Here is a 24,562-nt window from a genome sequence, read left to right on the forward strand (position 1 = left end):
ATCCAATACAGCCCGGACTGTTGCCGGAAGTATCGGTACCGCATTCCTGGTTACGGTTATGACAACCCGGTCTGATTTCCATACGAATAACTTTGGAAACATCATTAACAGTTCAAACGGCTATCTTACCAGCCAGCTTGGAGCACTGGGACAAGGCATTGCACAAACTGCAGGACTGCCTGCTCCATCCGGAAATGCTCTTGCACTTTATACGCTATACGGAAATGTTGTAAAGCAATCAACCATTGAAGGAATTAATGATGCCTTCTTCTATGCTACAGGCATAACAACGATAGCATTAATATTAGCCTTCTTTGTAAAAAGGGCTAAATCACCAATAAAAAAATAGAATTTTTTTAGAGCCAAAGAATATACTGTAATGTTCTTTGGCTTTTTTTATGTTTTTTTTTCAAAAGCTCAGTTAAAAATTAATGTTTTTAACGCAAATACCAACAATGATTAAGAAAAAGTTCAATTAAATTAGAAGGGAACCTTAAACTTGTTTCTTCAGTTATAGGGGGAGCGCCTTACATCCTCTTCTAAGAAAAAAATTAAAAATTTAAAATAGGCATAAAAAGGGGTTTACAATTATGGTATTAATGGATATACTTACCAGTGTAAGAGAAATTCTTTAAAAGGAGGTCGTTTCACATGTTATATCTATCTGCAGTCATCGAACTAAACAATCATTATCAAACACATTCGACCTTTAAAGGATTGGAACTTATTTAAACTTTAAATCCAATGCCGCGGGAGAATGTGGTCCTTTCCTGCGGTTTTTTGCTTGTTTCCATAAAGGAATCATTATGCCGCAGGAGGATATTCTCTCTTGCGGTATTTTTTATGTAAGGAGGTGAGAAATATGACATTGAATTTACTTTTTGTTACTGTGACCATTAAATTGAAGAACAAGACAATTGAGCAATACCAGCACGAAGAAAACGTACATCGTTTGTATGACGAATACAAAAACAAGCAAACTGAAATAGGGATACGCGTATTTTAATAGTGAGTAATGAAACATCCTAATAAGATGAGAGGAGAATGTATAATGACAATTTATCAAATGAAAAGGCTGAATTCTTTATGGGTAGAGAAGGACTCTGCCTAACGACTGCAACGGGAGAGGATAACATGTTTTTAAATATACTGATTTTTACGGTTCATTTTCGTAAACAAAAAAGCTGACTGAAATAAGTCAGCTTTTTTGTTGCATTAGCTTATAGGTTTAAAAAGTTATAAACTGCTTCAACATGCTTTCTTTTGTCATATTGCCTGTAAAGATTACTCGCTAGCCGAACTGGATCACCAAAAAAATATCTTTCATATTGAGTTTGTCTTGTACCGAAGGAACTCATCGTTAGATCCCACGCAAGACGGAATATTTTCACCCGTTCTTCAGCGTTTTTACTGTCCGCTTGTAAATAGAGATCCAAATCTCTTCTGACGTTAGTTTGAAAAGCATTTTCAGTAGGTAATGTAACCATTCCGCTTGCTCCAATTAGCTGGATAATTTCGCAAAAACGAGGATAGATTTTAGGGAATACGTTACTAACGACTTGAAGAGGTATAATACTTGGCCGCATATATCCCCATTCATCAGTCTTAGCATCCTCTTCCGATTTTTCAAGCAATGCTTTCATCGTTTCAAGACCAATAATCATTTCAGAAAGCTTTTCCTGGATATGCTGATATTCACTAACATTAATGGTTTCCACAAGAATCTGAGCAATTCCAAGAATAAATTCTGTTTTAACAATCTGTCTAATAACGACTTGATGGTAGGCAAAGGCATGAAAAGAGCTTTGAGTGATGAAATCAGTAGAGGCATCCACATTATTGTAAAAAAATACACGATCCCATGGTACTAAAACATTATCAAAGACAACGATGGAATCCATTTCTTCATATCTTGAGCTTAATGGGTGATTAAAAAGAGATTCTCCTAATACAAAAGATTCTCTGCAAATGAATCTTAGTCCTTTCGTATTTGAAGAAATGGAAAAGGCAAATGCTTCATCCGGATCAAAAAACAGTCTTGGAGCAGAAAAAACCAATACTTCATCTGTTAATCCTCCTTGGGTAGCAAGGAGGCGGGCCCCTTTAATGACCAGGCCTTTTTCATTTTTTTCCACTACCTTTGCTGAAATAGGTACATCAGAAAACCCCAGATTGATTTGTGAACGATTTACCTGTGGAGTAATAAACGTATGTGTAAAGGAGAGATCTTGCTCCATTGCTCTTTCGTACAAAGATTGAATGTTTTCCGGGAAGCAATTCTCCATTCCATTTAGCAGAGAGGCTGAAGAGGCAAAGCTCATAATGACTGTGTTCATATAATCTGGACTTCTTCCCATTAATCCATGTGTGTGTCGTGCCCAGTGTTCAATCATTTTTCTTCTTTTTTTTAAATCCTCCCTTGTTCGGGGTTGGAGGTAGGAGAGTCCTATTGGATCTTTTTTGCCTTCATGGAAGAATGTCATTTCATCCTTAATATTCGGCGCTATCTGCAAATCATAAAGAGAGGCTTTTGTCTGAAGGAGCCCTTTAAAAGCAGGATGCTCAGAAATATTTCCCTCAATTTTGTTCCCGTCATACCAAATTTCATTTTGAAGCTGATTTAATCGGTCGATAAAATCTTTCCCATTCAGAATTCCCATGATGCCACTCCTTGTTTTTAAACAGTTTAGAAATGGAACTGTATATTACGCTAGTTTCATCTTATTGAGAAATGGGCAAACCTGATACAAATTTTAAGAAGGAGAACCTTTTTTTAAAAAAAATAAGTATAAATCATAATGGCTGAGAACTGCTCTTTTTTAGCTCATTTGTTTGAAACTCCCGTTTGGCACACCTTTTTAGCTCAGCTGAAATAATCAGCCAAAAAACAACAGAGTTCTCAAATAAAGCTATTACTTAATGTATTAATCAATGCATCTCATTTATTGATTGGCGAGAGATAAAAAGCACTAATAATGAAGTGATTGCCATTTTTTGTGTGAATTATGGGATATTTTTCCTTTTGTTTTTCATTACAGTACATGCACAAACAAACCGGCTGATACATAAGCATGAGTATAGGCAAAAGCCTAATGGAGGTGAAAAAATGTCCGGGATCTTAACAGCATTAGGGTACTTTTTTAAGGAAATAGTCTTCCTTGTGTCTTATGTGAAAAACAATGCTTTTCCACAGCCGTTGTCTGCTAGTGAGGAAAGAAAATATCTCAGAGGAATGGCAAATGGGGATGAGGAGGCCCGAAACATATTAATTGAACATAATCTTCGCCTGGTTGCGCACATCGTCAAGAAATTTGAAAACACAGGAGAAGATGTAGAGGACTTAATCTCCATTGGTACGATCGGGTTGATAAAAGCTATCGAAAGCTATTCTGAAGGTAAGGGTACAAAGCTTGCGACTTATGCAGCACGTTGTATTGAGAACGAAATCCTTATGCATTTAAGGGCTTTGAAAAAAACAAAGAAAGACGTTTCATTGCATGATCCTATTGGCCAGGACAAAGAGGGCAATGAAATTTCGTTAATCGATGTTTTAAAATCGGAGGCTGAGGATGTCTTTGATACGATTCAGCTTAATATGGAGCTGGAAAAGGTAAAAGAGTTTATCAGTATATTAGATGAAAGGGAAAAAGAAGTCATTGTGGGACGTTTTGGCCTTGATCTTCAAAAGGAAAAAACACAACGGGAAATTGCAAAGGAACTGGGGATATCAAGAAGCTATGTTTCCAGGATTGAAAAAAGAGCACTAATGAAAATGTTTCATGAATTTTATCGTGCGGAAAAAGAAAAGAAGAAAAAGAGCCAATATGAATAAATGGTTTTTTTTCTGAAGGATTTTTACAAAGCTAATCATACTTAATAAGGTTTGTTAAACAAATATGTTGTTTTTTAGCTCATTCCCTTTCTGCTCCCTTAAAGGGAATGAGCTAAAAATATTTATTGACTAAGAAACGAGAAGCGTTATGGTACAAATGCTTCGGATTTGGTTTTGTTTTAAAAATTGAAAAAATTAAAGAAAGAAGTATATAATGAAATGGGTTTATTACATTTTAGGGGGCTAAATATGAATACCGCTGCTTATTCAGAAACATGGGATCTTGATGTTTTTTTTTCGGGGGGAAGCCACTCTTCGGAATTTCACGAGTATTTAAAACAGTTAAGTCATTCTCTTGCGACATTTAAACAAGAAGTCGATGAATGGAAACCAGCTTCAAAAATAGAGGATGTACAGGAACTGGCTGAGCTGCTGGCTGAAATTAGGGAAAATTCTCAGCATTTAAGACAGGCAGTGGCGTTTGTAGGGTGTCTGCAGGCTCAGGATGTGCTGGATTCGCATGCCAATGAGTTAAGAGGCAGAGTGTCTGTTTTATCAGCTGAATTCAATACAACACTTAGTCATTTTGATGAAAAGCTCAGCAATATAGAAGTAGATCTCTGGTCTGACATTATGGAGAAGGAACCATTTAACGCAATTCAATTTGTTTTAAATGAAAGAAGGCAGAAAGCAAAGGAAAAGCTTTCCAAGGAACAGGAAGCGCTTATTAATGCCTTGAGTGTGGATGGTTACCATGGATGGGGAGAAATGTATGATGCATTAGTAAGCCATGTGAAAATCCCGTTTTCAGATAATGATGAAGAAAAAGAACTTTCTGTAGGGCAGGCATCAAATAAATTTTCTCACCCTAATCGTAAGGTCCGTCAAGAGGTTTTTAAAAGCTGGGAGAATGCCTGGGACCAGCAGGCGGATCTTCTGGCTGCCACATTAAATCATCTTTCCGGCTTTAGGCTTGCGGTTTATAAAGAAAGAAAATGGGACACGGATATCTTAAAGGAAGCATTAAGCTATAACCGGATGGAAAAAGAAACGCTGGATACAATGTGGAAAGTGATTAGTGATCTTAAGGAGCCCTTTAAAGCATTCCTTGAAAGAAAAGCAAAGCTTTTAGGAGTAGAGAATCTTAGTTGGTTTGATTTGGATGCTCCGGTAGGCGATGCAGACCATCGATACTCCTTTCAGGAGGGGGCGGCCTTTATCATTCATCATTTTAGGGAGTTTGGCGACAAGCTGGCAGATTTTACTGAAATAGCATTTGAGGACCGCTGGATTGAAGCGGCGGACAGACCTGGCAAAAGACCTGGAGGATTTTGTACTTCCTTTCCTGTAAGCGGTCAATCGAGAATTTTTATGACCTATTCAGGGACACCTTCGAATGTTTCAACATTAGCCCATGAGCTGGGGCATGCTTTCCATTCCTATGCCTTAAAGGATGTGCATGCCTTAAATCGCAGCTATGCTATGAATGTGGCTGAAACCGCTTCAACATTTGCTGAAATGATTGTAGCGGATGCATCGTTAAAATCAGCAAAAGGAAAGGCAGAACGAATACATTTACTGGAGGATAAAATTCAGCGTTCAGTAGCGCTGTTAATGAATATTCATGCACGCTTTTTGTTTGAAACAAGATTTTACGAGGAACGAAAAAAAGGAGTGGTCAGCAAGGAGAGACTCAACAGTTTGATGCTGGAAGCACAGAAAGAAGCCTATGGAGATTCTTTAGAGGAATATCATCCTTTATTCTGGGCGTCTAAGCTCCATTTCTTTATAACAGGGACACCATTTTACAATTTCCCTTATACTTTCGGGTACCTGTTTTCACTAGGGATTTACGCAAAGGCAATGAATGAAGGAAAAGGGTTTGAAAATCAATACATGGCTCTGCTCCGGGACACTGGCTCGATGAAGGTAGAAGAATTGGCACTCAAGCATCTGAATGCTGATTTGACTCAAAGGAAATTTTGGGAAGATGGAATTAAATTATGTATTGAAGATGTTGAGGAATTTCTTGAATTAACAAAATAGCAGTGAAAGGATGATGACATTGGGACAATATCGCTAATGATGTCATCCTTTTACTAGAGGATAACATTGGAAATTTAGCTCATTGGTGTGAAACTACCGTTTCACGCGCCTTTCAGATCAGCCGAAAGGTTATAGAAAAGAAAGGAAACCAAAGCAAATAAGTTTGCTTTGGTTTCCTTTCTTTTTTGTAGGCTGTTTTGCATATATTGTTGCCTTTTCGCAAAAGTGTTAAATTCGTAATAAGTGAGACATCGTGGCATCTTTTCGTCTATAGTCATTTTGTTTTCAATCCTGAACTTTGTGTATCCTAGATTCATTTTACTTATAGCAACAAAGTTTACGAAAAGAGCCTTTCTGTAAAATGAGCTAAAAAACAAAGTCAAATGTAAGGATGTGACATGAATATGGTTAAAATAAGGATTAAGAGCAGGAAAGATCACTTGGATTGCTTGGTGCCTGAAAACAATCAGAAGGCAGCAAGGCAAAGTGCATATTGGGCAAAAAATGAAAAGAAGGATTACCTTTTTGTCATTTTATTATATAATAATACTTTACTGTGTTATCAGTATGCCTGATGTAGAAAATTTTTTCTATTATGGAGGGAAAATCTTGGAAAAATGGCTTTATCGTTTCTTGATTGAATTAACAAATCACAAGTTTACATCCAATCTTTTGAAAAATTTTTCCCGTTCCAGAATGAGCAGGCTGTTCATTAATTCATATGCAAAAGCGTACAAAATTAATGTGGAAGAAATGATGGATGATATCCAATCCTATCAGACACTCCATGAATTTTTTATAAGAAGGCTAAAATCGGATGCCAGGGTAATTGATCCTGCTGAAGAAACTGTCGCAAGCCCTGTAGATGGTGTTATAGAGGAATTTGGAACGATTCTGCCCTCAAAAGAAATTCTGGTAAAGGGTAAATTGTATTCCATCGAGGAAATGCTCGGTGATCCTGCTCGAATGGAGAAATACATGGATGGATCTTTTGTGATTTTATATTTAAGCCCAAGCCATTATCACCGTATACATAGCCCACTTAATGCCCATTTAGTTGACCAGTACGTTTTAGGGAACAGATCTTATCCGGTCAATAAATACGGATTGAAATACGGAAAATCCACCTTATCCAAAAATTATCGGGTTGTCTCAGAGCTAAAACATCACTCAGCCCATATCGCGATGGTAAAAGTGGGGGCGATGTTTATCAACACAATAGAATGTACCTATAAAAATGAGAATTGGAAAAAAGGAGAGGAAATAGCCTATTTTTCATTTGGATCTACAGTGGTACTGCTATTTGAAAAAGGCACTTTCACATTAAATAATAAAATCAAAACACCTTATCATGTGAAAATGGGTGAAAGCATCGGGAGTATGCATGAATAAATAAAGATTTTCTCTTGTATGCAAATAAAAACCCCTGTTAAATGACAGGGATTTTAATAATCAGGAAGATATCTTTATTTTTTGAGATAAAGAACGACGATGAATTTCTTTTTCGATGAGGCGAATAAAATCCGGGCTTAGATTTAATTCTTTCGCTTTATAATAGGATTCAATTAATAAGTCATCTGATAACTTTCTCATAAGCCTTCACCTCCCAAAAATAAACATAATCCATTTTAAAATAATATGACAAACGGTAAGTTCATCATGTTGTACCATTACTCTATCAGACATATACGAACGGAACAAGCGTTCTTTTATCCACAGTTTCAAGTGGATAACCTGTGATTAAGTTGTTTATAAATGGAAAAAATGCTTGTCAGACAATGTGGGAAATGTGAATAAGCTTATCCACATTTAAGGAGAAGGTAGAATTTTGTCGAAAAGTTTTTGGAATTGTTTATATCCTTTTAAAAGACGCATAGGCTGCGGACAGATATTATTATGAGGACTGCTTTAAATGGGGAAATGAATCTTTTTCAATATCTAAAAGATAACTGCATTTATATATAATTGCGAAAGAAACATGTTATTTACTGAGAAGCATAGCCCTGGTAAGGGGGATATGCATACAGAGGGGAGTGTTCGGTCATTGTTAAATCGTTTTTTGCCTAATGAACATGTGAAAAGTGTATTTCAAATAGATCCTCTTAAGCTTAAAGAAAAGGGAATCAAAGCGATCATCACTGATTTGGATAATACACTTGTAGAATGGGATCGCCCTCATGCGACACCTAAGCTAATTGATTGGTTTGAAAACATGAGAAAACATGCTATTAAAGTAACGATTGTTTCAAATAATAAAGAAATAAGAGTGAAGGATTTCGCAGACCCGCTGGGAATCCCGTATCTATTTCAAGCACGCAAGCCGTTAACCAGAGCATTTAAAAAAGCAGTTGAATTAATGAATGTAAAGAAAGAAGAAACTGTGGTCATTGGAGATCAGCTCCTAACAGATGTACTGGGAGGCAATCGAAGTGGATTTTATACCATACTTGTTGTTCCTGTAGCACAGTCGGACGGGTTTGCTACACGATTTAATCGGAAAATTGAAAGAAGAATCATGAATTACTTTAGAAGAAAAGGATTAATTAATTGGGAGGATTCATTGTGAAAACAACAGAGGTACAATGTGTAGGCTGCGGTGTAGCTATACAAACAGACAAGCCGGGTGAGCTGGGGTATGCACCCGAATCATCCTTGAAAAACGAAACGATTATATGCCAGAGGTGTTTCCGATTAAAGCATTATAATGAAGTTCAGGATGTAGCCTTGACGGATGATGATTTTCTTAAAATCCTCAACCAGCTGGGAACGATGGACGGATTAATTGTTAAAATTGTTGATATTTTTGACTTTAATGGAAGCTGGCTTCCCGGCTTACATCGATTTGTGGGGAAAAACCCTATTTTGCTAATTGGCAATAAGGAAGATGTTCTTCCTAAATCCGCCAAAAGGCCAAGAATGATACAATGGCTGAAAAAACAGGCAAAAGATTTAGGACTGCAGCCAGTTGACGTGCTGCTAGTGAGTGCGTCCAAGGGTACTTATATAGAAGAAGCGATGGAAGCAATTGAAAAGTACCGGGAAGGCAAAGACGTATTTGTTGTCGGTTGTACAAACGTAGGGAAATCCACCTTTATAAATCGGATAATCAAAAATGTAACAGGTGAAGCGGACATTATCACAACCTCCCATTTTCCTGGAACAACTCTTGATATGATTGAGATTCCATTGGATGATGGAAGTGCATTATTTGATACTCCGGGTATTATAAACCATCATCAAATGGCTCATTTTGTAGACAAGAAGGATTTAAAGATTATTACGCCTAAAAAAGAAATTAAGCCTAAGGTTTTTCAACTTAACGAAGAGCAGACATTATTCTTTGGCGGATTAGCGAGATTTGATTACATTAAGGGCGGACGCCGTTCTGTTACATGCTATTTATCAAATGAATTGGGGATACACAGGACAAAATTAGAAAATGCAGATGCATTATACGAGAAGCATGTAGGTGATATGCTGAATCCACCGCGGAAAAACGGAATGGAAGAGTTTCCTGAACTTATTCGCCATGAATTTATAATTAAAGAAAAGAAAACGGACATTGTTTTTTCGGGCCTTGGCTGGGTAACGATTAACGAACCCGGAGCCCAAATAGCTGCTTATGTACCAAAGGGAGTTACAGTTTCACTGAGGCCTTCATTAATTTAAGCTCAAGGTTGATAAGTACAGATTTATGAGAACCTGCAAAAAAACGGGGAGGGAAGAGCCGTTTGAGCGCTCGCTAAAATATGAACGTCTGTACAAAACTAACAGGTAAGTGAGCAGAGTTTTATTTGGGCACAGGGAAAAAATGCAGAAAGAGTGTTGTTAAAATGAAAAAGCTATACGGTGTAATAGGAAATCCGATTGAGCATTCAATGTCACCGCTCATGCAAAATGATGCATTTATGGATAAAGGCATATCTGCTTATTATCATCCATTTAAAATTTTACCAGAATTTCTTGGTACAGCCTTAAAAGGAATGAAGGCATTAGGAGTTTCAGGCTTTAATGTGACCATTCCATATAAGACCGCTGTTATGCCTTTTTTGGATAAGCTTGATCCTCTTGCTGAGGCAATAGGTGCCGTCAATACGGTTGTGCTTGAGGAAGATCAGTGGGTAGGGTATAATTCCGATGGGCCCGGGTTTGTCCGGTCTTTAAAAGAGGACTGGAAAAGCGAGTGGCAAAATGAAAAGACGCTAATCATAGGTGCAGGCGGTGCAGCAAAAGCCATCTACTATTCCATGGCCAAAGAAGGCATGCCGAGGATAGACATTTGCAACCGTACACTCGAAAGGGCGGCTTCAATGAAAGCATCCTGTCCGTTTCCTTGTGAATCAAACATAATGAATATAGAACAGGCTGAAAAACAGCTTTCAGAGTATACATTAATCATCCAGACAACATCAATTGGAATGGATCCTTTGATTAATGACAGCCCGTTGTCATTGGAACATATGAATGATAATGCTTATGCAGCAGATATTATTTATAATCCTTTTGAAACAAAGTTTTTACGGGAAGCAAGAGAAAAAGGGGCAGAAATACAAAATGGAATTGGCATGTTCATTTATCAGGGAGCAATTGCTTTTGAAAAATGGACAGGTGTCAGCCCTGATATGGATAGAATGAGAAAATTGGTTACTGCCCGTTTAGGAGGAAAATAGGAATGTTAACAGGAAAACAAAAAAGATTTTTGCGTTCAAAAGCTCATCATTTAAGTCCAATCTTTCAAGTTGGAAAGGGCGGAGTGAATGAAAATATGCTAAAGCAAATCACAGAGGCACTGGAAGCCAGAGAGCTTATGAAAGTGACAGTCCTGCAAAACTGTGAAGAAGATAAAGATGTGATTGCTGATCAATTAGTAGAAGGCACGAAAGCAGAACTTGTTCAAATCATTGGCAATATTATCGTTTTATATAAAGAGTCTAAAGAAAATAAGCAATTAAGTTTGCCAAGATAGGCCATAATATGAGCAAAAAGCAAATCGGAATAGTAGGCGGAACATTTAATCCGCCTCACTTAGGCCATCTAATCATTGCAAATGAAGTGTTACATGCATTGGATTTAGAGGAAATTCGTTTCATGCCGAACCATGTACCTCCACATAAAGAAAAGCTGAAGAACATAACGGATGAAGAACGGATTAAAATGCTGACACTTTCTATTAAAGATCATCCTCAGTTTAAATTGGAAACGATTGAGATGGAAAGATCCGGCCCATCCTATACGTACGATACAATTATGCTTTTAAAAAATCGCGAGCCTGATGTGGATTTTTATTTTATCATTGGTGCAGATATGATTGAGTATCTCCCCAAATGGCACAAAATCGATGAACTGGTCAAACAGGTTACATTTGTCGGGGTCAACAGGCCCAGCCATTCCAGCGACACAGAATTTCCCATCCTCCATATTGAAATTCCTGAAATTAATTTATCTTCTACCTTAATTCGAGAAAGACTTTCAGAAAATCGTTCCGTTAAGTACCTATTAAAGGATAGCGTACTGGAATATATTAAGGAGACGAGGCTTTATGGAACAAAGTAAGGCACTTTCAATTGTCAAGGCCCAGCTTACAGATAAACGTTATCAGCATACACTTGGAGTTATGGAAACAGCTATTCATTTAGCTAAGAAATACGGGGCTGATGAAAAAAAAGCAGAGCTTGCTGCTATTTTTCACGATTATGCAAAATTTCGGCCTGTTGAGGAAATGAAAAGAATTATTGCAGAGCAGGGCTATGATGAAAGATTGCTGCAGTACAACCCTGAGCTATGGCATGCTCCGGCAGGTGCATATTTAGTGGAGAAAGAAGCCGGGTTACTCGATCAGGAAATCCTCGATGCCATACGGTACCACACTTCAGGAAGGGAAAGTATGACCCTTTTGGATAAAGTTATCTATGTGGCAGATTATATAGAACCAGGCAGAACGTTCAAAGGTGTAGAAGAGGCAAGGAAGCTCGCTGAGATTGATTTAAACGAAGCATTAATTTATGCAGTGCGCAATACAATCGCTTTTTTAATGAATAAAAACCAGGCTGTCTATCCTGACACATTTGCAATGTACAATGACTTAATTTTAAGGCATAGTTAAATTTCTATGAAGATAAGTGCTCATTTTTTTAGCACGTTTACAGGAAAGAAAGTATTGAATTTTTTATTAAATGGCTCAGTTAAAAATCAATGTTGATTTTAGATCTATGTTGACTCGAAGATACGCTTAGACTCCTGCTTAGGAAAGCGATTTTAGGAGAGGCCCTTAGAAGGAGCATGCGACGAGGCTGCAGCAGGAATGAGCTAAAAAACAACTGAGTCCTTGAACAAAGCTAATATTAAAGAAAGCAGGAATATATAATGGAAAATCGTGAACTACTGGTAAGTGCAGTAAAGGCTGCCGATGACAAACGTGCAGAAGATATTGTTGTATTGAATATGAAAGGAATTTCCCTCATTGCGGATTATTTTTTAATTTGTCACGGGAACTCAGATAAACAAGTTCAGGCGATTGCACGTGAAATTAAAGAAAAAGCAGAAGAGAATGGATATCACTTAGAAAGAATGGAAGGCTTTGACGAAGGCAAATGGGTATTGATCGATTTGGGAGATGTAGTTGCCCATGTTTTCCATCGCGATGAAAGAAGCTATTATAATCTTGAGAGACTTTGGGGAGACGCTCCTATTGAGGATATCCAAGGCGATCTTGCTCAATGAGTTACGAAGGATTCGCCTATGTGTACGATTTCCTCATGAAGGACGTACCATATGAAAAATGGATGCAATTTCTTAGAGAAAAGAAGGAAGCATACAGAATAAAGGAAAACCATGTACTCGACCTTGGCTGCGGAACTGGGGAGCTCTCTGTCCGGCTTTCTAAAGAAGGATTTGAAGTTACAGGAGTCGATTTATCGGAGGATATGCTGATGGTTGCCCAAGAAAAAGCGATGGAAGAACGCGTCCGGCTATCCTTATTCCAACAGGATATGAGTGAACTGGAAGGTCTTGGAACCTTTGATATTATAACCATTTTTTGTGATTCAATCAATTATCTTCCTTCCCCTACAGAGGTTAAAAAAACTTTTGAAAAGGTACATAACCATCTAAAAGAAGGCGGACTCTTTTTATTTGATACACACTCTTTGTATAAAGTTAAAGAAATTTTTATGAATCAAACCTATGCAGAAAATGAAGATGAGGTCTCTTACATTTGGACTAGCTATCCGGGAGATGAACCGGATTCTGTCGATCATGAGCTGACTTTTTTTGTTAACAATGAGAATGGTCTCTATGAACGACTGGATGAGTGGCATACCCAAAGAACCTATCCAATGAACCAATATACATCATGGCTGGAGGAAATAGGTTTTACGGTAAAAGAAGTAACGGCAGATTTTACAAATGAAGCACCGAACGAAACAAGTGAAAGAATCTTCTTTACCTGCGTAAAAGCCTGATTGTTAGCTTTATAAAGAAAAACCGTGTTTGGATACACGGTTTTTTGTTTTGTTTATTCCATTAAATTATGAAAATTATAGGAGGAAAAGAAGCAATCGTGTCGAATTTATGAGAGTAGGCCAACCTAATTAAATTGTTTTTTTACAGCCTCCAAATCTTCTCTGAATTTTTCATGTGTCGCCTCAAATAAGTGATCAAATACGTCTCCTAATTCCTGTTCCATGACCTTAATCCCTTCACCGGTAATTCCGCCTTTTACACACACCTTTTGCTGCAATGCTGGCAGTGTATAAAATTCTTTCCTCAACAATTCGCCTAATCCAATAAGCATGTTCGCTGAGAGAATGGTAGCAGTATCATGATCAATTCCTGTATTAGAAACGGCAGCCTCTATAAATCGCTGCGTTAAGTAGCTGAAAAACGCAGGTCCGCAGCTAACGATATCAGAAGCGACCCTTGTGATACTATTATCGATTTCAACAGGTGATGAAAAGGTCGAAAGAAGTTCATCCACCTTTTTTCTCCACTCATCTGTACAGCTTTTTCCGTAGGTAACGAGTGAAACACCTGCCAATGCTCTATTTGTAATACTCGGAATTGCTCGGACGCATGAACAGCCTGCAATGGTTTCCAGCTGTTCAACGGAGATGGGGCTTGTAATAGAGACTACGCATTTATCATCCGTAAATAATGCTTGATTATCATTCAGGATAGGAAACAAATCTAAAGGCTTCATGCATAGGAAAATGAGATCTGTGTTTGTTATGACTTCTGAGGCCGTTTGGCAGACATGGATTTGAGGGATTTTTCTTTTAAGCTCTTCTGCTTTACTCAGGGTTCGATTTGTAACGTATAGATTTGAAGGGTAAATTCCTTGACCATCTGCAATGGCTTCTGCCAAAATCCCCCCCATATTACCGGTTCCAATCAATCCTATTTTCATATATAACCCGCTCCTTATACAAGTTTTTGCAAGGAAAGTGCTCTTTTCATAAGGCTCAATTCACTCATTGTGCAAAAAGCAATAATCTCTGTTAAACATCCCTTCTTACACTTTTTACTTTTATAAGATAAATGTTATGCTTCCATATTGAATAGCTAAAGGGGAGAGGAATTCCCAGGAAAAAACACTAATGAAGTAAACAGAAACGACAACAATTTATGCGAAAACAGCCTTCTTAAAACTATATGCTGCCATATTTACTGCTATTCTTTTCGTGAGGTTGATTTCCTTATTTGTTTTTACATACAGAGTTGAAAACGACAGCGTTCTCCAGCATGATATTGCCAATATAAAAATATGAGATATTTTACGTTTTTTTCCAAAAAGAAAATAAGCTTTTAGCGAACTATTGATGGATAAAGGAGGAAATTGAATTTGTACGCGAATGCAAAGGAGCTTATAAAGAAACACAAATGGTTATTCATTATTGGAATTGCCGTTATTGGAATCATTATTTTCATGGTGAATCAGAAACAAGGTACTGAAAAGAACGATCAAGAAATTTTAAGTAATATTCCAACTGCTGCTGCGAAAACCGGAGAGAAACTGAGTTCTATTCCGCACACGAATCAGGCAGACAGCACAGTTTGCTATGTAGATGTAAAGGGAGAAGTCAAACATCCGGGAGTGTATAAAGCAGAACTGAATAACCGGGTGCAGGATGTAGTTGGCCTGGCAGGAGGATTTAAAAGCAGTGCAGATGTAAACCAAATTAATCTTGCAGAGAAGCTGCATGATGAGATGGTTATTTATATTCCTAAAAAAGGAGAGAGGGCTTTAGAGGCTGGCCCTTCAGGCATGCCTTCTGCCGGCAACAGTCAACTTAAACAAACGAATGGCGGAAGCAGCCAGGCTAAAGTCAATATTAATACGGCAACGGCAGAAGAGCTTCAAAAGATTCCCGGGGTAGGGCCTTCCAAGGCAAACGCCATAATTGACTACAGGACACAAAATGGATTGTTTAAGCAGGAGGAAGACTTAAAAAATGTTAAGGGAATAGGAGATAAAACCTATGAAAAGCTCGCTGACTTCATCACGGTGAAATAAACATTGACGGGAAGTTACCAGCATCGATAAACTTAAAATAATAAGCGTCATGGACAAACACCAAGGAAAGGATGAGTTTAATGGAGAGGATTTCCTGGAATCAATATTTCATGGCTCAGAGCCATTTATTATCTTATAGAAGCACTTGCAGGAGATTGACAGTTGGTGCAACTATTGTAAGAGACAAACGCATCATTGCAGGCGGTTATAATGGATCCATTGCCGGCGGGGAGCATTGTATTGATGCTGGTTGCTATGTAATGGACGGTCACTGTATCAGAACGGTTCATGCGGAAATGAATGCCATACTGCAATGTGCAAAGTTTGGGGTTGCAACGAATAATGCAGAAATTTATGTAACCCATTTTCCTTGTCTTCAATGCTGCAAAGCGATTATTCAGGCGGGAATCAAAGCGGTATTTTACGCAGCAGATTATAAAAACCATCCATATGCAATAGAGCTGTTTGAAAAAGCAGGTGTAGTGGTAGAGCGTGTTCCTTTTAACCAATCTGTCTTAGATGTAAAATCAAGAGAAAAACATGAGATGGTAGATAATTTAATTGAAAGGCTGTCTGCAGCGGGTACAGATGATGCTGACTTGGAAGTGCTGCGGGAAAGAGCGGAAGTCTTATTTAAATAGGCTATTTTCTTGCTTTTCGTACATTTGATTTGTCTTCGTGGTATCTTTTTGTATACAAAATTTTACATGTTGAACCTTTGTTTCATTCACTTTTTTGTGCCAATATAGCAACACAGTTTACGAAAAGAGCCTTTTTAAAACATTTATTATGTTCAACTTCTGTTGAAGACCATTGTTGATTTTAAACCTATGTTGATTGGAGCTGATAAACGAGACTCCTGCTTTTAAAAGCGGGTTAGGCGCCTGCAGAAGCATGAGCCGATGAGGCTCCGCTGCCGCCCGCGTAGTGTGAGTGCCTGCAGCAAAAAATCAACAGGCAATATAAAGAGTCTATGTGTAAATAACACAAAGTATATAAAAGGATATGTTTTTTTGGATAAGGCAGGTGATATTCATTCAAGGTCTTTGGCTTTTTATTGCACTTGCATCCCTGAGCGGCTTCTCCGTGATCCTTCCTGTTCCTTGGGGAGCTGTTTTCTTTTTTCATTTAATATGGATCCAGATAGTACGCACCCATAACAGAAAGCTTGTGTTTAAGGCATTAACGGTTTATATATTATCCATTTTGGCAGGCTTATGGAGCCATTCAACCCATATAACCCATTTGAAAGCCAGTGATACCAGCTTCCATATGCTCTTTCAAAATGGCCCTTCCATCGATGGAAACCTCCTTAAAGCAAAAGTATTCCTTCCTGAAAAGAAAGAGCGCCTTGTACTTCAATACACGATTCCCTCCCAAATGAAAAAAGCAGAACTTCAGCGGACGATACGTCCCGGTACTGAATGTATCGCTGAAGGAAAACTAAGTGAACCTGAAAAGAATCGAAATGAAAACTTGTTTAATTATAAATTCTATCTGGAAGAAGAAAACATTCATTGGACTTTTAAAGCGGGCTCACTTGATTTTTGTAAGCAAGGAAAAACCGGAATGGCTGAAAAGATTGAGGCTTTGAGGGAAAAAGGGATGGAGCAAGTTCAGAAAACGTTCATACCTGCAACTGTTCCATATGCTGAAGCACTGCTCTTTGGGGACAGCTCCAATTTTGATGACCAGCAATATGCGATGTTTCAACGATTAGGAGTGGTTCATCTTCTTGCGATTTCCGGTCTGCAAGTGAATATCCTTGCATATGGATTATTTTTTATTTTGATCCGGCTGGGTTTTACAAGGGAGTCATCTAGAGCTGTGCTTCTCCTTATCCTGCCGATTTATGCAATCATCTGCGGAAGTAATCCTCCGGTGGTGAGGGCGGTGTTTATGTCTATGCTGCTTTTAGGATCAAAGAAAAATATGCTTTCGGGGCTTGATGCCTTATCCATAAGCTTTTTAGTATGTATGTTTTACAACCCCTGCCTTCTCTTTAATATAGGTTTCCAGCTGTCATTTTTGGTGAGCCTGTCCATTCTTTTGTCATCCAGAACCATTCTTGCCAGGCAAAGCAATGCCCTGGTGAATATGATGAAAATTTCCCTTGTATCACAGGTCGTTTCGCTTCCTATACTTATGTATTCTTTTTTTCAGATTTCTGTTATCAGCCTTTTAACAAACCTAATTTTTGTTCCTTTCTACTCCTTCCTTTTAACCCCTCTAATCCTTATTAATTTCGTTCTTTCTCTCATTTGTGATGTTAAAGGCTTAACAATGATCCTTCACCCGTTGTTTTTTTTGTTGTCAAACCTTTTAACTATTCTGATTAAGGCAGAAGAAATAATCGCTGAACAATTTAATCAGAAGTGGGCTGTCCTAGTTACAGGAAAGCCATGTGTTTTTTTATTATTGGGACTCTTTGCATGTGTCTTTTTATTCTATATCTTATGGGAAAAAGGATATAAGCTATGGAAGGCAGGCATACCTTTCCTTGTTTTAATGACTGGCTTTATCCTGTTTCAAACATTTAATCCTTTTGGAGAAGTTACGTTTATTGATATCGGGCAAGGAGACAGTATCCTCATTAAACTTCCATTCAATAGAGGGATTTATTTAATTGATACAGGAGGCGAAGTCAGCTTTGAGCAGGAAAATTGGGAAAAAAGGCTGCACCAATTCCATGTAGGAAATGATATTTTAATACCCTATCTTAAAAGCAAGGGAATTCGTAAAATAGACAAGCTAATTCTTACACACAGCGATCAGGATCATATCGGCGCTGCAAGAGAACTTATGAAGGAAATAGGCATTCAAACGCTTTATATTTCTCCGAATGCCTGGAGAAAGCCCTTAATGTACCAGACAGTTAAAGCTGCCGTACATGAACGCATTCCAATTGAGAGAATAAAAGCAGGCTACTCATGGAAAAATGCCTCGGGATTCTTTCTGATTGTCTCTCCTTTGACAGATGTATATGAAGGAAATAACAGCTCTCTAGTGCTATATGCCGCTTTTGGAGGAGAGACATGGTTATTTACTGGAGATTTGGAGAAAAAAGGAGAAGAGAGGCTTTTGAAGGCCTATAATATTCAAGCGAATATCCTGAAAGCTGGCCATCATGGCAGCAGGACAGCTTCGTCGGAAAAATTTATTGAACAGATAAAGCCTAAACTTGCCGTAATATCAGCTGGGAAGAACAATCGATTCGGTCACCCGCATCAGGAAGTCCTTGATACACTTAATAGCCATCATGTGCTCATTTTGAGAACGGATCAAATGGGAGCAGTCCATTATCGATTTTTTCAGAATCACGGAACCTTTTCTGTAGAATTTCCATAGGATACAGTAGTGAAATACAGAAATAAAAAAAGAGTTTGCCGATGCAAACCCCATGATTTTTTAGTTTTTAAGAACCCATCATTTTAATAACAGTGGCAATGACGAACATTATGAAGAAAAATAAAAACGAGACACCAAATCCTACTCCTGAATCAACTGCATCATTCCGTTTGGATTGAACATCTTTTTCAAATTGGTTCACAATTACCCCTCCTATTATGTTCACTTCAGTATAGACGATTTATTCAGAAAAATCTACCACTTTCATTTTGATTTCCTTTACTGACAAGAGTTGTCACCTATACTTTCTCTTTTAAAGGTGATAATAAGAATAAGGACCACCGCTTTAAGGAAAAGAATCCTAGGCCTTTTCCAAAAGCGTTCAAATAAATCCAGGGGATTAACTTCATCAGTCAGAAGGGGTTAATCCTCTCTATGGGTTGTCAAATTGGACAGCATTACTTAGGATAGAAGGAGGAAGGATATTTAAAGGGAGAAGGATACATGAACGTTTTAGATAAAATAAAAAAGAAAAATTTTTCAGCTGTCTATTTATTATATGGAACAGAAAGGTTTTTAATCAATGAAGCAAAACAAATTTTAATACAAAATGCACTGACAGAAGAGGAAATGGATTTTAATTTTTCTTCTTATGATTTAGAAGAAATGCCTGTGGAATTAACTCTTGAGGATGCTGAGACATTTCCTTTTGTTGGAGAGAGAAAACTGGTCTTTTTACATAACCCGACGTTTTTAACCGCTGAAAAAACCAAAGGCAAAATTGAACACAATATTGCAAAGCTGGAGGCCTATTTGGAGGAGCCTGCCCCCTATAGTATACTGGTCATTTCTGCACCATATGAAAAGCTTGATGAACGTAAAAAAATCACTAAACTCTTAAAGAAAAAAGCAGAGGTGCTAGAAGCTAAGAAGCTGACTGAAGCGGAGCTTGGTTCATGGATTCAAGGCAGGGCAGAATTAAATGGTGTAAGAATAACAAAGGATGCAGCTGATATGCTGAGCGGGCTTGCCGGAACCGACTTAATGATGCTGACAAATGAAATTGATAAGATTTCGCTTTATGTTGGTAAAGGCAATGAAATTAATCAGGAAATGGTGGAAAAGCTAACGGCCCGTTCGCTCGAACAAAACATTTTTTCTCTTGTAGATAAGGTAGTGCACAGAAAAATAGACGAAGCACTACGGATTTTTTACGATTTATTAAAACAAAATGAAGAACCCATCAAAATACTATCCATTCTGGCAGGGCAGTTTCGCTTAATTTATCAAACGAAAGAGCTTGCAAGGAGAGGATACGGACAGCAGCAAATTGCCAGTACCTTGAAAGTGCATCCATTCAGAGTGAAATTGGCAGCCGGACAGGCAAAGCTTTTTTCAGAACACGAACTAAAAAAAATTATGGATATGCTGGCCGAAAGCGATTTGCAGATGAAATCAAGCGGATTGGATAAAAAAATGGTTGTTGAAATGTTTTTCTTTCAATTAAATTCACAAAAGACATAAAAAAACGATCCCAATGGGATCGTTTTTTTATGTAACAAACATCCGGCCAGAGACCGGAAGCCTTAATTAAGCATTAGCAGCGTTTAATTTTTTCATTAAGCGTGCTTTTTGTCTGTTCGCAGCGTTTTTATGAATAAGACCTTTAGAAGCAGCTTTATCTAATTGCTTAACAGCATTTGCTAAAAGTGCTTTTGAGTTTTCGTCATTATTTACAACTGCAGCTTCAAATTTCTTAACGGAAGAACGCATAGTAGACTTTACAGAAGAGTTTTGTGCGTTGCTTTCGTTTGCAGTTTTTACACGTTTGATAGCAGATTTAATATTTGGCATTTCTTTCACCTCCTACGAGTATATCCGGGGATTACTCGACTTTCACCTTATCAATAACAACAAGTGATATTTTATCAAATGAACATTGATTATGCAATACTCACCTTAGTAAAAACATAACTTTAGGAATGAATCTCTCGGTTATAGGCGAAAATAGGTTTAAAAGAAGGTTCGGATTTGGAGGAATAGAACATGACAAAAAAGCAAGAACTAGATTTAAGTTTGTATTCTGTCAGAACAGATTTGGCAATAGAAGCACACGAAATGGCAACAGAGATGAGAGAAAAGAAAAGCAGGGATGCTTCGGATACTTCGAGCATAGAAGGAGTGATTATTAAGGAGCGTAAAGTAGATGGTGTCATTATTTCTACGGTCAAAGTAACGGCTGAGGGTGAAAAGGCGATTGGAAAAAAGGCAGGGAACTACTTAACCATTGAGGCACAGGGGATTCGGGAACAGGATTCACAGCTGCAGCAGCAGGTAGAAAAGATTTTTGCTGATGAGTTCAGCCGGTTTATGGATGAATTAAATATATCCAAGGATGCCAGTTGTTTAATTGTTGGCTTAGGCAATTGGAATGTGACGCCAGATGCATTAGGGCCGATGGTTTGTGAAAATGTACTGGTTACCCGCCATTTATTTACCCTTCAGCCCGAGAATGTAGAAAAGGGATATCGTCCTGTCAGTGCTTTAGCTCCTGGTGTAATGGGGCTTACGGGGATAGAAACAAGCGATATCATTTTCGGTGTTGCTGAAAAGAGTAAGCCTGATTTTATCATTGCAGTGGATGCACTGGCATCCCGGTCTTTAACAAGAGTTAATTCTACTATACAAATTTCCGATACGGGTATTCATCCAGGATCTGGAGTTGGGAATAAAAGGAAGGAATTAAGTGAAGAAACGCTTGGCATCCCTGTCATTGCCATCGGTGTGCCAACAGTAGTGGATGCTGTCTCAATAACAAATGATACGATTGACTTTTTATTAAAACATTTTGGCCGTGAGATGAAAGAAGGAAACCGTCCTTCTCATTCGCTTGTTCCTTCGAGCATGGCATTTGGTGAAAAGAAAGAATTAACAGAGGAGGATATGCCCGGTGAACAGCATAGAAAGCTTTTTATGGGGATTGTCGGAAATCTGGAAGAGGAAGAAAAACGGAAACTGATCCATGAGGTTTTGGCACCGATCGGCCACAATTTAATGGTAACGCCAAAAGAAGTGGATATTTTTATTGAGGATACAGCAAACCTTATTGCGAGCGGTTTAAATGCAGCGCTCCACTCTTCAATTAATCAGGAGGATGCAGGCTTTAAGACGAGATAAGGAGAACGGTCTATCAGTAAACAAGGGGTTCTATTTATTCTAGTAAATACATAATGATACTAGAAAGAATAGCAAGAGACATGTTTCTGTATCTTATAAATGTAATTAAAAGGATGAGTTTTATGAGCAGGTTTATGGTGAAAAATATCCTTCTTACTATTGCCTTAATTATTGGGGTACTGATTGGCATGCAGGCGGCCAATTCTAGTATGAAAGAAATGAAGGGCTATACTAATCCTGCTCTTTCTTCTCCTATCCATTTAAAGGCGAAAAACGGCAATATAGAAGCTTCTGTTTTGGGAAAGCAAATATCAGCTGATACCATTGTTCAGAAAAAGCAGAAGCTCCAGGAAATTAAATCCTTTAACCTATTCTCAATGCTCGGAAAGTCACTTGCCGCTGTTGTTTCCTCTGTGGCAAAAACATTTGTGACGCTTTGTTCCTCTTTTTTATAACATCAAAAAAGTAGTAAGCTATATGGTTTTGGCTCATTCGTGTGAAACTACCGTTTCACACGCCTTTCAGCTAGCTGAAAGGTTACAGTACAGGGCAGACCAGTGGAGCAAACTAGTTTGCTCCACTGGTCTGCCCTGTACTGTAAAATGAGCCAAAACCAGCAGGAATCTAAATTAGAAAAATTCCACTTTAACACTATTATTCCATAAGCTTAATGTTATGATTGAATCTTAAAACCCCTGCTGATATAATCAGAAATAGTGTATACGTGTCGATTAACAGGAGTGAAGAAGTATGAATCGTGAAGAAAAACTGGAAAGACAGCGCAGAATCCGCAACTTTTCTATTATTGCACATATCGACCACGGGAAATCCACATTGGCTGACAGAATTTTAGAGAAGACCAATGCCCTTACAGCCCGTGAAATGAAAAATCAGCTGCTAGATTCAATGGACCTTGAGCGTGAACGGGGAATCACCATTAAATTAAATGCAGTACAATTAAAATACAAGGCAAAGGATGGCGAAGTCTATACCTTTCATTTAATAGATACGCCGGGACATGTAGACTTTACCTACGAGGTTTCCCGAAGCCTTGCAGCTTGTGAAGGGGCCATATTAGTTGTAGATGCTGCGCAGGGTATTGAGGCGCAGACACTGGCGAACGTATACTTAGCCCTTGATAACAATCTGGAAATCCTGCCTGTTATTAATAAAATTGACCTGCCTGCCGCAGACCCAGAAAGAGTAAGGCAGGAAGTGGAGGATGTTATCGGTCTTGATGCATCTGAAGCAGTTCTTGCTTCCGCTAAAGCTGGAATTGGAATCGAAGATATACTTGAGCAAATCGTTGAAAAGGTACCTGCTCCTGAAGGGGATCCGGATGGCCCGTTAAAAGCTCTTATCTTTGATTCTTTGTATGATGCCTATCGCGGTGTTATTGCGTATGTCAGAATCGTAGAAGGTTCCGTAAAAGTAGGCGATAAGATCAAAATGATGGCAACAGGAAAAGAATTTGAGGTAACGGAAGTTGGAGTCAGCAATCCAAAGCCTGTTTTATGCGACGAGCTTACGGTCGGGGACGTTGGTTTTATAACAGCCTCTATTAAAAACGTTGGGGACACACGTGTAGGGGACACCATTACAAGTGCGAAAAATCCTGCTGCAGTACCTCTGCCTGGTTATAGAAAACTAAACCCGATGGTTTATTGCGGCCTATATCCGATTGATTCTGCAAAGTTTAATGATCTGAGGGATGCCCTTGAAAAACTGGAATTAAACGATTCCTCCCTGCAATTTGAACCAGAAACATCCCAGGCACTCGGTTTTGGATTCCGCTGCGGATTCCTTGGGCTCTTACATATGGAGATTATCCAGGAGCGCATTGAACGCGAATTTAACATCGATTTAATTACGACTGCGCCAAGTGTTATTTATAAAGTTGAAATGACAGACGGAACAATCGTAGATGTTGACAATCCTTCCAATATGCCTGATCCCCAGAAAATTGCACAAGTAGAAGAGCCGTACGTTAAAGCCTCTATCATGGTTCCAAATGATTATGTTGGGGCGGTCATGGAGCTTTCCCAGGCAAAACGCGGTAATTTTATTGATATGAAGTATTTGGATGATATTCGGGTAAATGTGGTCTATGAAATTCCGTTGTCTGAAATTGTATACGACTTTTTTGACCAGCTGAAATCCAGCACAAAAGGCTATGCTTCTTTTGACTACGAGCTAATAGGCTATAAACCATCAAAACTTGTGAAAATGGACATTCTTTTGAATGCCGAGAAAGTGGATGCTCTCAGCTTCATTGTTCATAAAGATTTTGCATACGAACGCGGGAAGGTTATAGTGGATAAATTAAAAGAGATCATTCCGCGCCAGCAATTTGAAGTGCCGATACAGGCAGCCGTCGGCCAAAAAATTGTTGCAAGGTCTACCATTAAGGCCATGAGGAAAAACGTTCTTGCAAAATGCTATGGCGGAGATATTTCCCGAAAAAGAAAGCTTCTTGAAAAGCAAAAAGAAGGTAAGAAGCGCATGAAGCAAGTAGGGTCGGTCGAAGTTCCGCAAGAAGCATTTATGGCAATCTTAAAAATGGATGATACAGATGCCGGGAAAAAATAATGAAATCTGATAAAGAAAAATCGGGGAGCAGGCTCTAATTTAGGGGGCCCTCCTCTTTC

Annotated in this window: 24 protein-coding genes and 1 pseudogene; 20 read left to right on the top strand and 5 right to left on the bottom strand. The window is 38.4% G+C overall.

Annotated elements, in window-relative coordinates:
* Both A5N88_RS25705 and A5N88_RS23980 read left to right on the top strand, forming a co-directional pair.
* A pseudogene (locus A5N88_RS25705) lies at positions 1–349 on the top strand (MFS transporter); the annotation flags it as partial.
* 513 nt (positions 350–862) lie between these two features.
* On the top strand, positions 863–1,006 hold the full coding sequence (locus A5N88_RS23980) for a YrzI family small protein (RefSeq protein ID WP_083952971.1): 144 nt from the start codon (positions 863–865) through the stop codon (positions 1,004–1,006).
* Positions 1,007–1,220: 214 nt separating this feature from the next.
* Here A5N88_RS23980 and hpaB read toward each other — a convergent pair whose 3' ends face one another.
* A complete protein-coding gene (gene hpaB, locus A5N88_RS01120; RefSeq protein WP_066261999.1) occupies positions 1,221–2,660 on the bottom strand; it encodes a 4-hydroxyphenylacetate 3-monooxygenase, oxygenase component in 1,440 nt (479 codons plus the stop codon).
* Positions 2,661–3,106: 446 nt separating this feature from the next.
* Here hpaB and sigK point away from each other — a divergent pair, with 446 nt between their 5' ends.
* The 3 genes from sigK to A5N88_RS01135 all read left to right on the top strand — a co-directional run bounded on the left by sigK (position 3,107) and on the right by A5N88_RS01135 (position 7,270).
* Complete coding sequence (gene sigK, locus A5N88_RS01125; protein ID WP_066262002.1) at positions 3,107–3,832, top strand: RNA polymerase sporulation sigma factor SigK; 726 nt, start codon at positions 3,107–3,109, stop codon at positions 3,830–3,832.
* 249 nt (positions 3,833–4,081) lie between these two features.
* A complete protein-coding gene (locus A5N88_RS01130; RefSeq protein ID WP_066262005.1) occupies positions 4,082–5,878 on the top strand; it encodes a M3 family oligoendopeptidase in 1,797 nt (598 codons plus the stop codon).
* A 609-nt stretch (positions 5,879–6,487) separates the two neighbouring features.
* Positions 6,488–7,270 (top strand): phosphatidylserine decarboxylase, encoded by a 783-nt coding sequence (locus A5N88_RS01135; RefSeq protein ID WP_066262006.1) that lies wholly within the window; start codon positions 6,488–6,490, stop codon positions 7,268–7,270.
* Between the two features lie 60 nt (positions 7,271–7,330).
* On the opposite strand, the gene A5N88_RS01140 is transcribed toward A5N88_RS01135, so the two are convergent.
* Positions 7,331–7,471, bottom strand: coding sequence for a sporulation histidine kinase inhibitor Sda (locus A5N88_RS01140; protein ID WP_066262009.1), 141 nt, complete (start codon positions 7,469–7,471; stop codon positions 7,331–7,333).
* Positions 7,472–7,922: 451 nt separating this feature from the next.
* On the opposite strand from A5N88_RS01140, the gene A5N88_RS01145 reads away from it, so the two are divergent.
* The 8 genes from A5N88_RS01145 to A5N88_RS01180 all read left to right on the top strand — a co-directional run bounded on the left by A5N88_RS01145 (position 7,923) and on the right by A5N88_RS01180 (position 13,338).
* Positions 7,923–8,444, top strand: coding sequence for a YqeG family HAD IIIA-type phosphatase (locus A5N88_RS01145; protein WP_066270112.1), 522 nt, complete (start codon positions 7,923–7,925; stop codon positions 8,442–8,444).
* Positions 8,441–9,547, top strand: coding sequence for a ribosome biogenesis GTPase YqeH (gene yqeH, locus A5N88_RS01150; protein WP_066262012.1), 1,107 nt, complete (start codon positions 8,441–8,443; stop codon positions 9,545–9,547). Before A5N88_RS01145 ends, yqeH begins: the two co-directional genes overlap by 4 nt.
* A gap of 164 nt (positions 9,548–9,711) precedes the next feature.
* Positions 9,712–10,548, top strand: a complete 837-nt coding sequence (aroE, locus tag A5N88_RS01155) for a shikimate dehydrogenase (protein WP_066262014.1) — start codon at positions 9,712–9,714, stop codon at positions 10,546–10,548.
* 2 nt (positions 10,549–10,550) lie between these two features.
* Positions 10,551–10,844, top strand: coding sequence for a ribosome assembly RNA-binding protein YhbY (yhbY, locus tag A5N88_RS01160; protein ID WP_066262017.1), 294 nt, complete (start codon positions 10,551–10,553; stop codon positions 10,842–10,844).
* An 8-nt stretch (positions 10,845–10,852) separates the two neighbouring features.
* Positions 10,853–11,431, top strand: coding sequence for a nicotinate-nucleotide adenylyltransferase (locus A5N88_RS01165; RefSeq protein WP_066262020.1), 579 nt, complete (start codon positions 10,853–10,855; stop codon positions 11,429–11,431).
* The gene (yqeK, locus tag A5N88_RS01170; RefSeq protein ID WP_066262022.1) at positions 11,418–11,981 is read left to right on the top strand and encodes a bis(5'-nucleosyl)-tetraphosphatase (symmetrical) YqeK; all 564 of its coding nucleotides are present in this window, start codon (positions 11,418–11,420) and stop codon (positions 11,979–11,981) included. The genes A5N88_RS01165 and yqeK overlap by 14 nt, the downstream gene beginning before the upstream one ends.
* Positions 11,982–12,241: 260 nt before the next feature.
* Positions 12,242–12,598 (top strand): ribosome silencing factor, encoded by a 357-nt coding sequence (rsfS, locus tag A5N88_RS01175; RefSeq protein WP_066262024.1) that lies wholly within the window; start codon positions 12,242–12,244, stop codon positions 12,596–12,598.
* Entirely contained in the window at positions 12,595–13,338 is a 744-nt protein-coding gene (locus A5N88_RS01180) for a class I SAM-dependent DNA methyltransferase (RefSeq protein WP_066262026.1), read from the top strand. Before rsfS ends, A5N88_RS01180 begins: the two co-directional genes overlap by 4 nt.
* Before the next feature lie 125 nt (positions 13,339–13,463).
* On the opposite strand, the gene comER is transcribed toward A5N88_RS01180, so the two are convergent.
* Positions 13,464–14,282 (bottom strand): late competence protein ComER, encoded by an 819-nt coding sequence (gene comER / locus A5N88_RS01185; RefSeq protein ID WP_066262028.1) that lies wholly within the window; start codon positions 14,280–14,282, stop codon positions 13,464–13,466.
* A gap of 435 nt (positions 14,283–14,717) precedes the next feature.
* On the opposite strand from comER, the gene A5N88_RS01190 reads away from it, so the two are divergent.
* The 3 genes from A5N88_RS01190 (at position 14,718) to A5N88_RS01200 (ending at position 18,737) form a co-directional block, all read left to right on the top strand.
* A complete protein-coding gene (locus tag A5N88_RS01190; RefSeq protein WP_066262035.1) occupies positions 14,718–15,389 on the top strand; it encodes a helix-hairpin-helix domain-containing protein in 672 nt (223 codons plus the stop codon).
* Positions 15,390–15,469: 80 nt separating this feature from the next.
* Positions 15,470–16,030 carry a ComE operon protein 2 gene (locus A5N88_RS01195; protein WP_066262038.1) on the top strand — a complete coding sequence of 187 codons (561 nt, stop codon included), beginning with the start codon at positions 15,470–15,472 and terminating at the stop codon, positions 16,028–16,030.
* A 385-nt stretch (positions 16,031–16,415) separates the two neighbouring features.
* On the top strand, positions 16,416–18,737 hold the full coding sequence (locus tag A5N88_RS01200) for a DNA internalization-related competence protein ComEC/Rec2 (RefSeq protein ID WP_198160152.1): 2,322 nt from the start codon (positions 16,416–16,418) through the stop codon (positions 18,735–18,737).
* A gap of 67 nt (positions 18,738–18,804) precedes the next feature.
* On the opposite strand, the gene A5N88_RS23985 is transcribed toward A5N88_RS01200, so the two are convergent.
* The gene (locus A5N88_RS23985) at positions 18,805–18,939 is read right to left on the bottom strand and encodes a YqzM family protein (RefSeq protein ID WP_083952973.1); all 135 of its coding nucleotides are present in this window, start codon (positions 18,937–18,939) and stop codon (positions 18,805–18,807) included.
* A 302-nt stretch (positions 18,940–19,241) separates the two neighbouring features.
* Here A5N88_RS23985 and holA point away from each other — a divergent pair, with 302 nt between their 5' ends.
* Positions 19,242–20,261 (top strand): DNA polymerase III subunit delta, encoded by a 1,020-nt coding sequence (holA, locus tag A5N88_RS01205; protein ID WP_066262040.1) that lies wholly within the window; start codon positions 19,242–19,244, stop codon positions 20,259–20,261.
* A 66-nt stretch (positions 20,262–20,327) separates the two neighbouring features.
* Here the strand turns inward: holA and rpsT are convergent, their stop codons facing one another.
* Positions 20,328–20,591, bottom strand: coding sequence for a 30S ribosomal protein S20 (rpsT, locus tag A5N88_RS01210; protein ID WP_066262042.1), 264 nt, complete (start codon positions 20,589–20,591; stop codon positions 20,328–20,330).
* A 192-nt stretch (positions 20,592–20,783) separates the two neighbouring features.
* Here rpsT and gpr point away from each other — a divergent pair, with 192 nt between their 5' ends.
* The 3 genes from gpr (at position 20,784) to lepA (ending at position 24,503) form a co-directional block, all read left to right on the top strand.
* Positions 20,784–21,914 (top strand): GPR endopeptidase, encoded by a 1,131-nt coding sequence (gene gpr, locus A5N88_RS01215; RefSeq protein WP_066262044.1) that lies wholly within the window; start codon positions 20,784–20,786, stop codon positions 21,912–21,914.
* Positions 21,915–22,036: 122 nt separating this feature from the next.
* On the top strand, positions 22,037–22,369 hold the full coding sequence (locus tag A5N88_RS01220; protein ID WP_066262045.1) for a DUF3679 domain-containing protein: 333 nt from the start codon (positions 22,037–22,039) through the stop codon (positions 22,367–22,369).
* 295 nt (positions 22,370–22,664) lie between these two features.
* The gene (gene lepA, locus A5N88_RS01225) at positions 22,665–24,503 is read left to right on the top strand and encodes a translation elongation factor 4 (RefSeq protein WP_066262047.1); all 1,839 of its coding nucleotides are present in this window, start codon (positions 22,665–22,667) and stop codon (positions 24,501–24,503) included.
* Positions 24,504–24,562 lie beyond the last annotated feature (59 nt).

This window comes from Heyndrickxia acidicola (assembly GCF_001636425.1).
Taxonomy (GTDB): Bacteria; Bacillota; Bacilli; order Bacillales; family Bacillaceae_C; genus Bacillus_AE; species Bacillus_AE acidicola.

Bases quoted from the DNA above. Each gene is read 5' to 3' on its own strand.
- holA (WP_066262040.1), top strand. From the start codon at position 19,242: ATGAACGTTTTAGATAAAATAAAAAAGAAAAATTTTTCAGCTGTCTAT.
- A5N88_RS01140 (WP_066262009.1), bottom strand. From the start codon at position 7,471: ATGAGAAAGTTATCAGATGACTTATTAATTGAATCCTATTATAAAGCG.
- gpr (WP_066262044.1), top strand. From the start codon at position 20,784: ATGACAAAAAAGCAAGAACTAGATTTAAGTTTGTATTCTGTCAGAACA.
- lepA (WP_066262047.1), top strand. From the start codon at position 22,665: ATGAATCGTGAAGAAAAACTGGAAAGACAGCGCAGAATCCGCAACTTT.
- A5N88_RS23980 (WP_083952971.1), top strand. From the start codon at position 863: ATGACATTGAATTTACTTTTTGTTACTGTGACCATTAAATTGAAGAAC.
- hpaB (WP_066261999.1), bottom strand. From the start codon at position 2,660: ATGGGAATTCTGAATGGGAAAGATTTTATCGACCGATTAAATCAGCTT.
- A5N88_RS01220 (WP_066262045.1), top strand. From the start codon at position 22,037: ATGAGCAGGTTTATGGTGAAAAATATCCTTCTTACTATTGCCTTAATT.
- A5N88_RS01130 (WP_066262005.1), top strand. From the start codon at position 4,082: ATGAATACCGCTGCTTATTCAGAAACATGGGATCTTGATGTTTTTTTT.
- A5N88_RS01165 (WP_066262020.1), top strand. From the start codon at position 10,853: ATGAGCAAAAAGCAAATCGGAATAGTAGGCGGAACATTTAATCCGCCT.
- aroE (WP_066262014.1), top strand. From the start codon at position 9,712: ATGAAAAAGCTATACGGTGTAATAGGAAATCCGATTGAGCATTCAATG.
- yhbY (WP_066262017.1), top strand. From the start codon at position 10,551: ATGTTAACAGGAAAACAAAAAAGATTTTTGCGTTCAAAAGCTCATCAT.
- A5N88_RS01195 (WP_066262038.1), top strand. From the start codon at position 15,470: ATGGAGAGGATTTCCTGGAATCAATATTTCATGGCTCAGAGCCATTTA.
- rpsT (WP_066262042.1), bottom strand. From the start codon at position 20,591: ATGCCAAATATTAAATCTGCTATCAAACGTGTAAAAACTGCAAACGAA.
- yqeK (WP_066262022.1), top strand. From the start codon at position 11,418: ATGGAACAAAGTAAGGCACTTTCAATTGTCAAGGCCCAGCTTACAGAT.
- A5N88_RS01180 (WP_066262026.1), top strand. From the start codon at position 12,595: ATGAGTTACGAAGGATTCGCCTATGTGTACGATTTCCTCATGAAGGAC.
- comER (WP_066262028.1), bottom strand. From the start codon at position 14,282: ATGAAAATAGGATTGATTGGAACCGGTAATATGGGGGGGATTTTGGCA.
- sigK (WP_066262002.1), top strand. From the start codon at position 3,107: ATGTCCGGGATCTTAACAGCATTAGGGTACTTTTTTAAGGAAATAGTC.
- rsfS (WP_066262024.1), top strand. From the start codon at position 12,242: ATGGAAAATCGTGAACTACTGGTAAGTGCAGTAAAGGCTGCCGATGAC.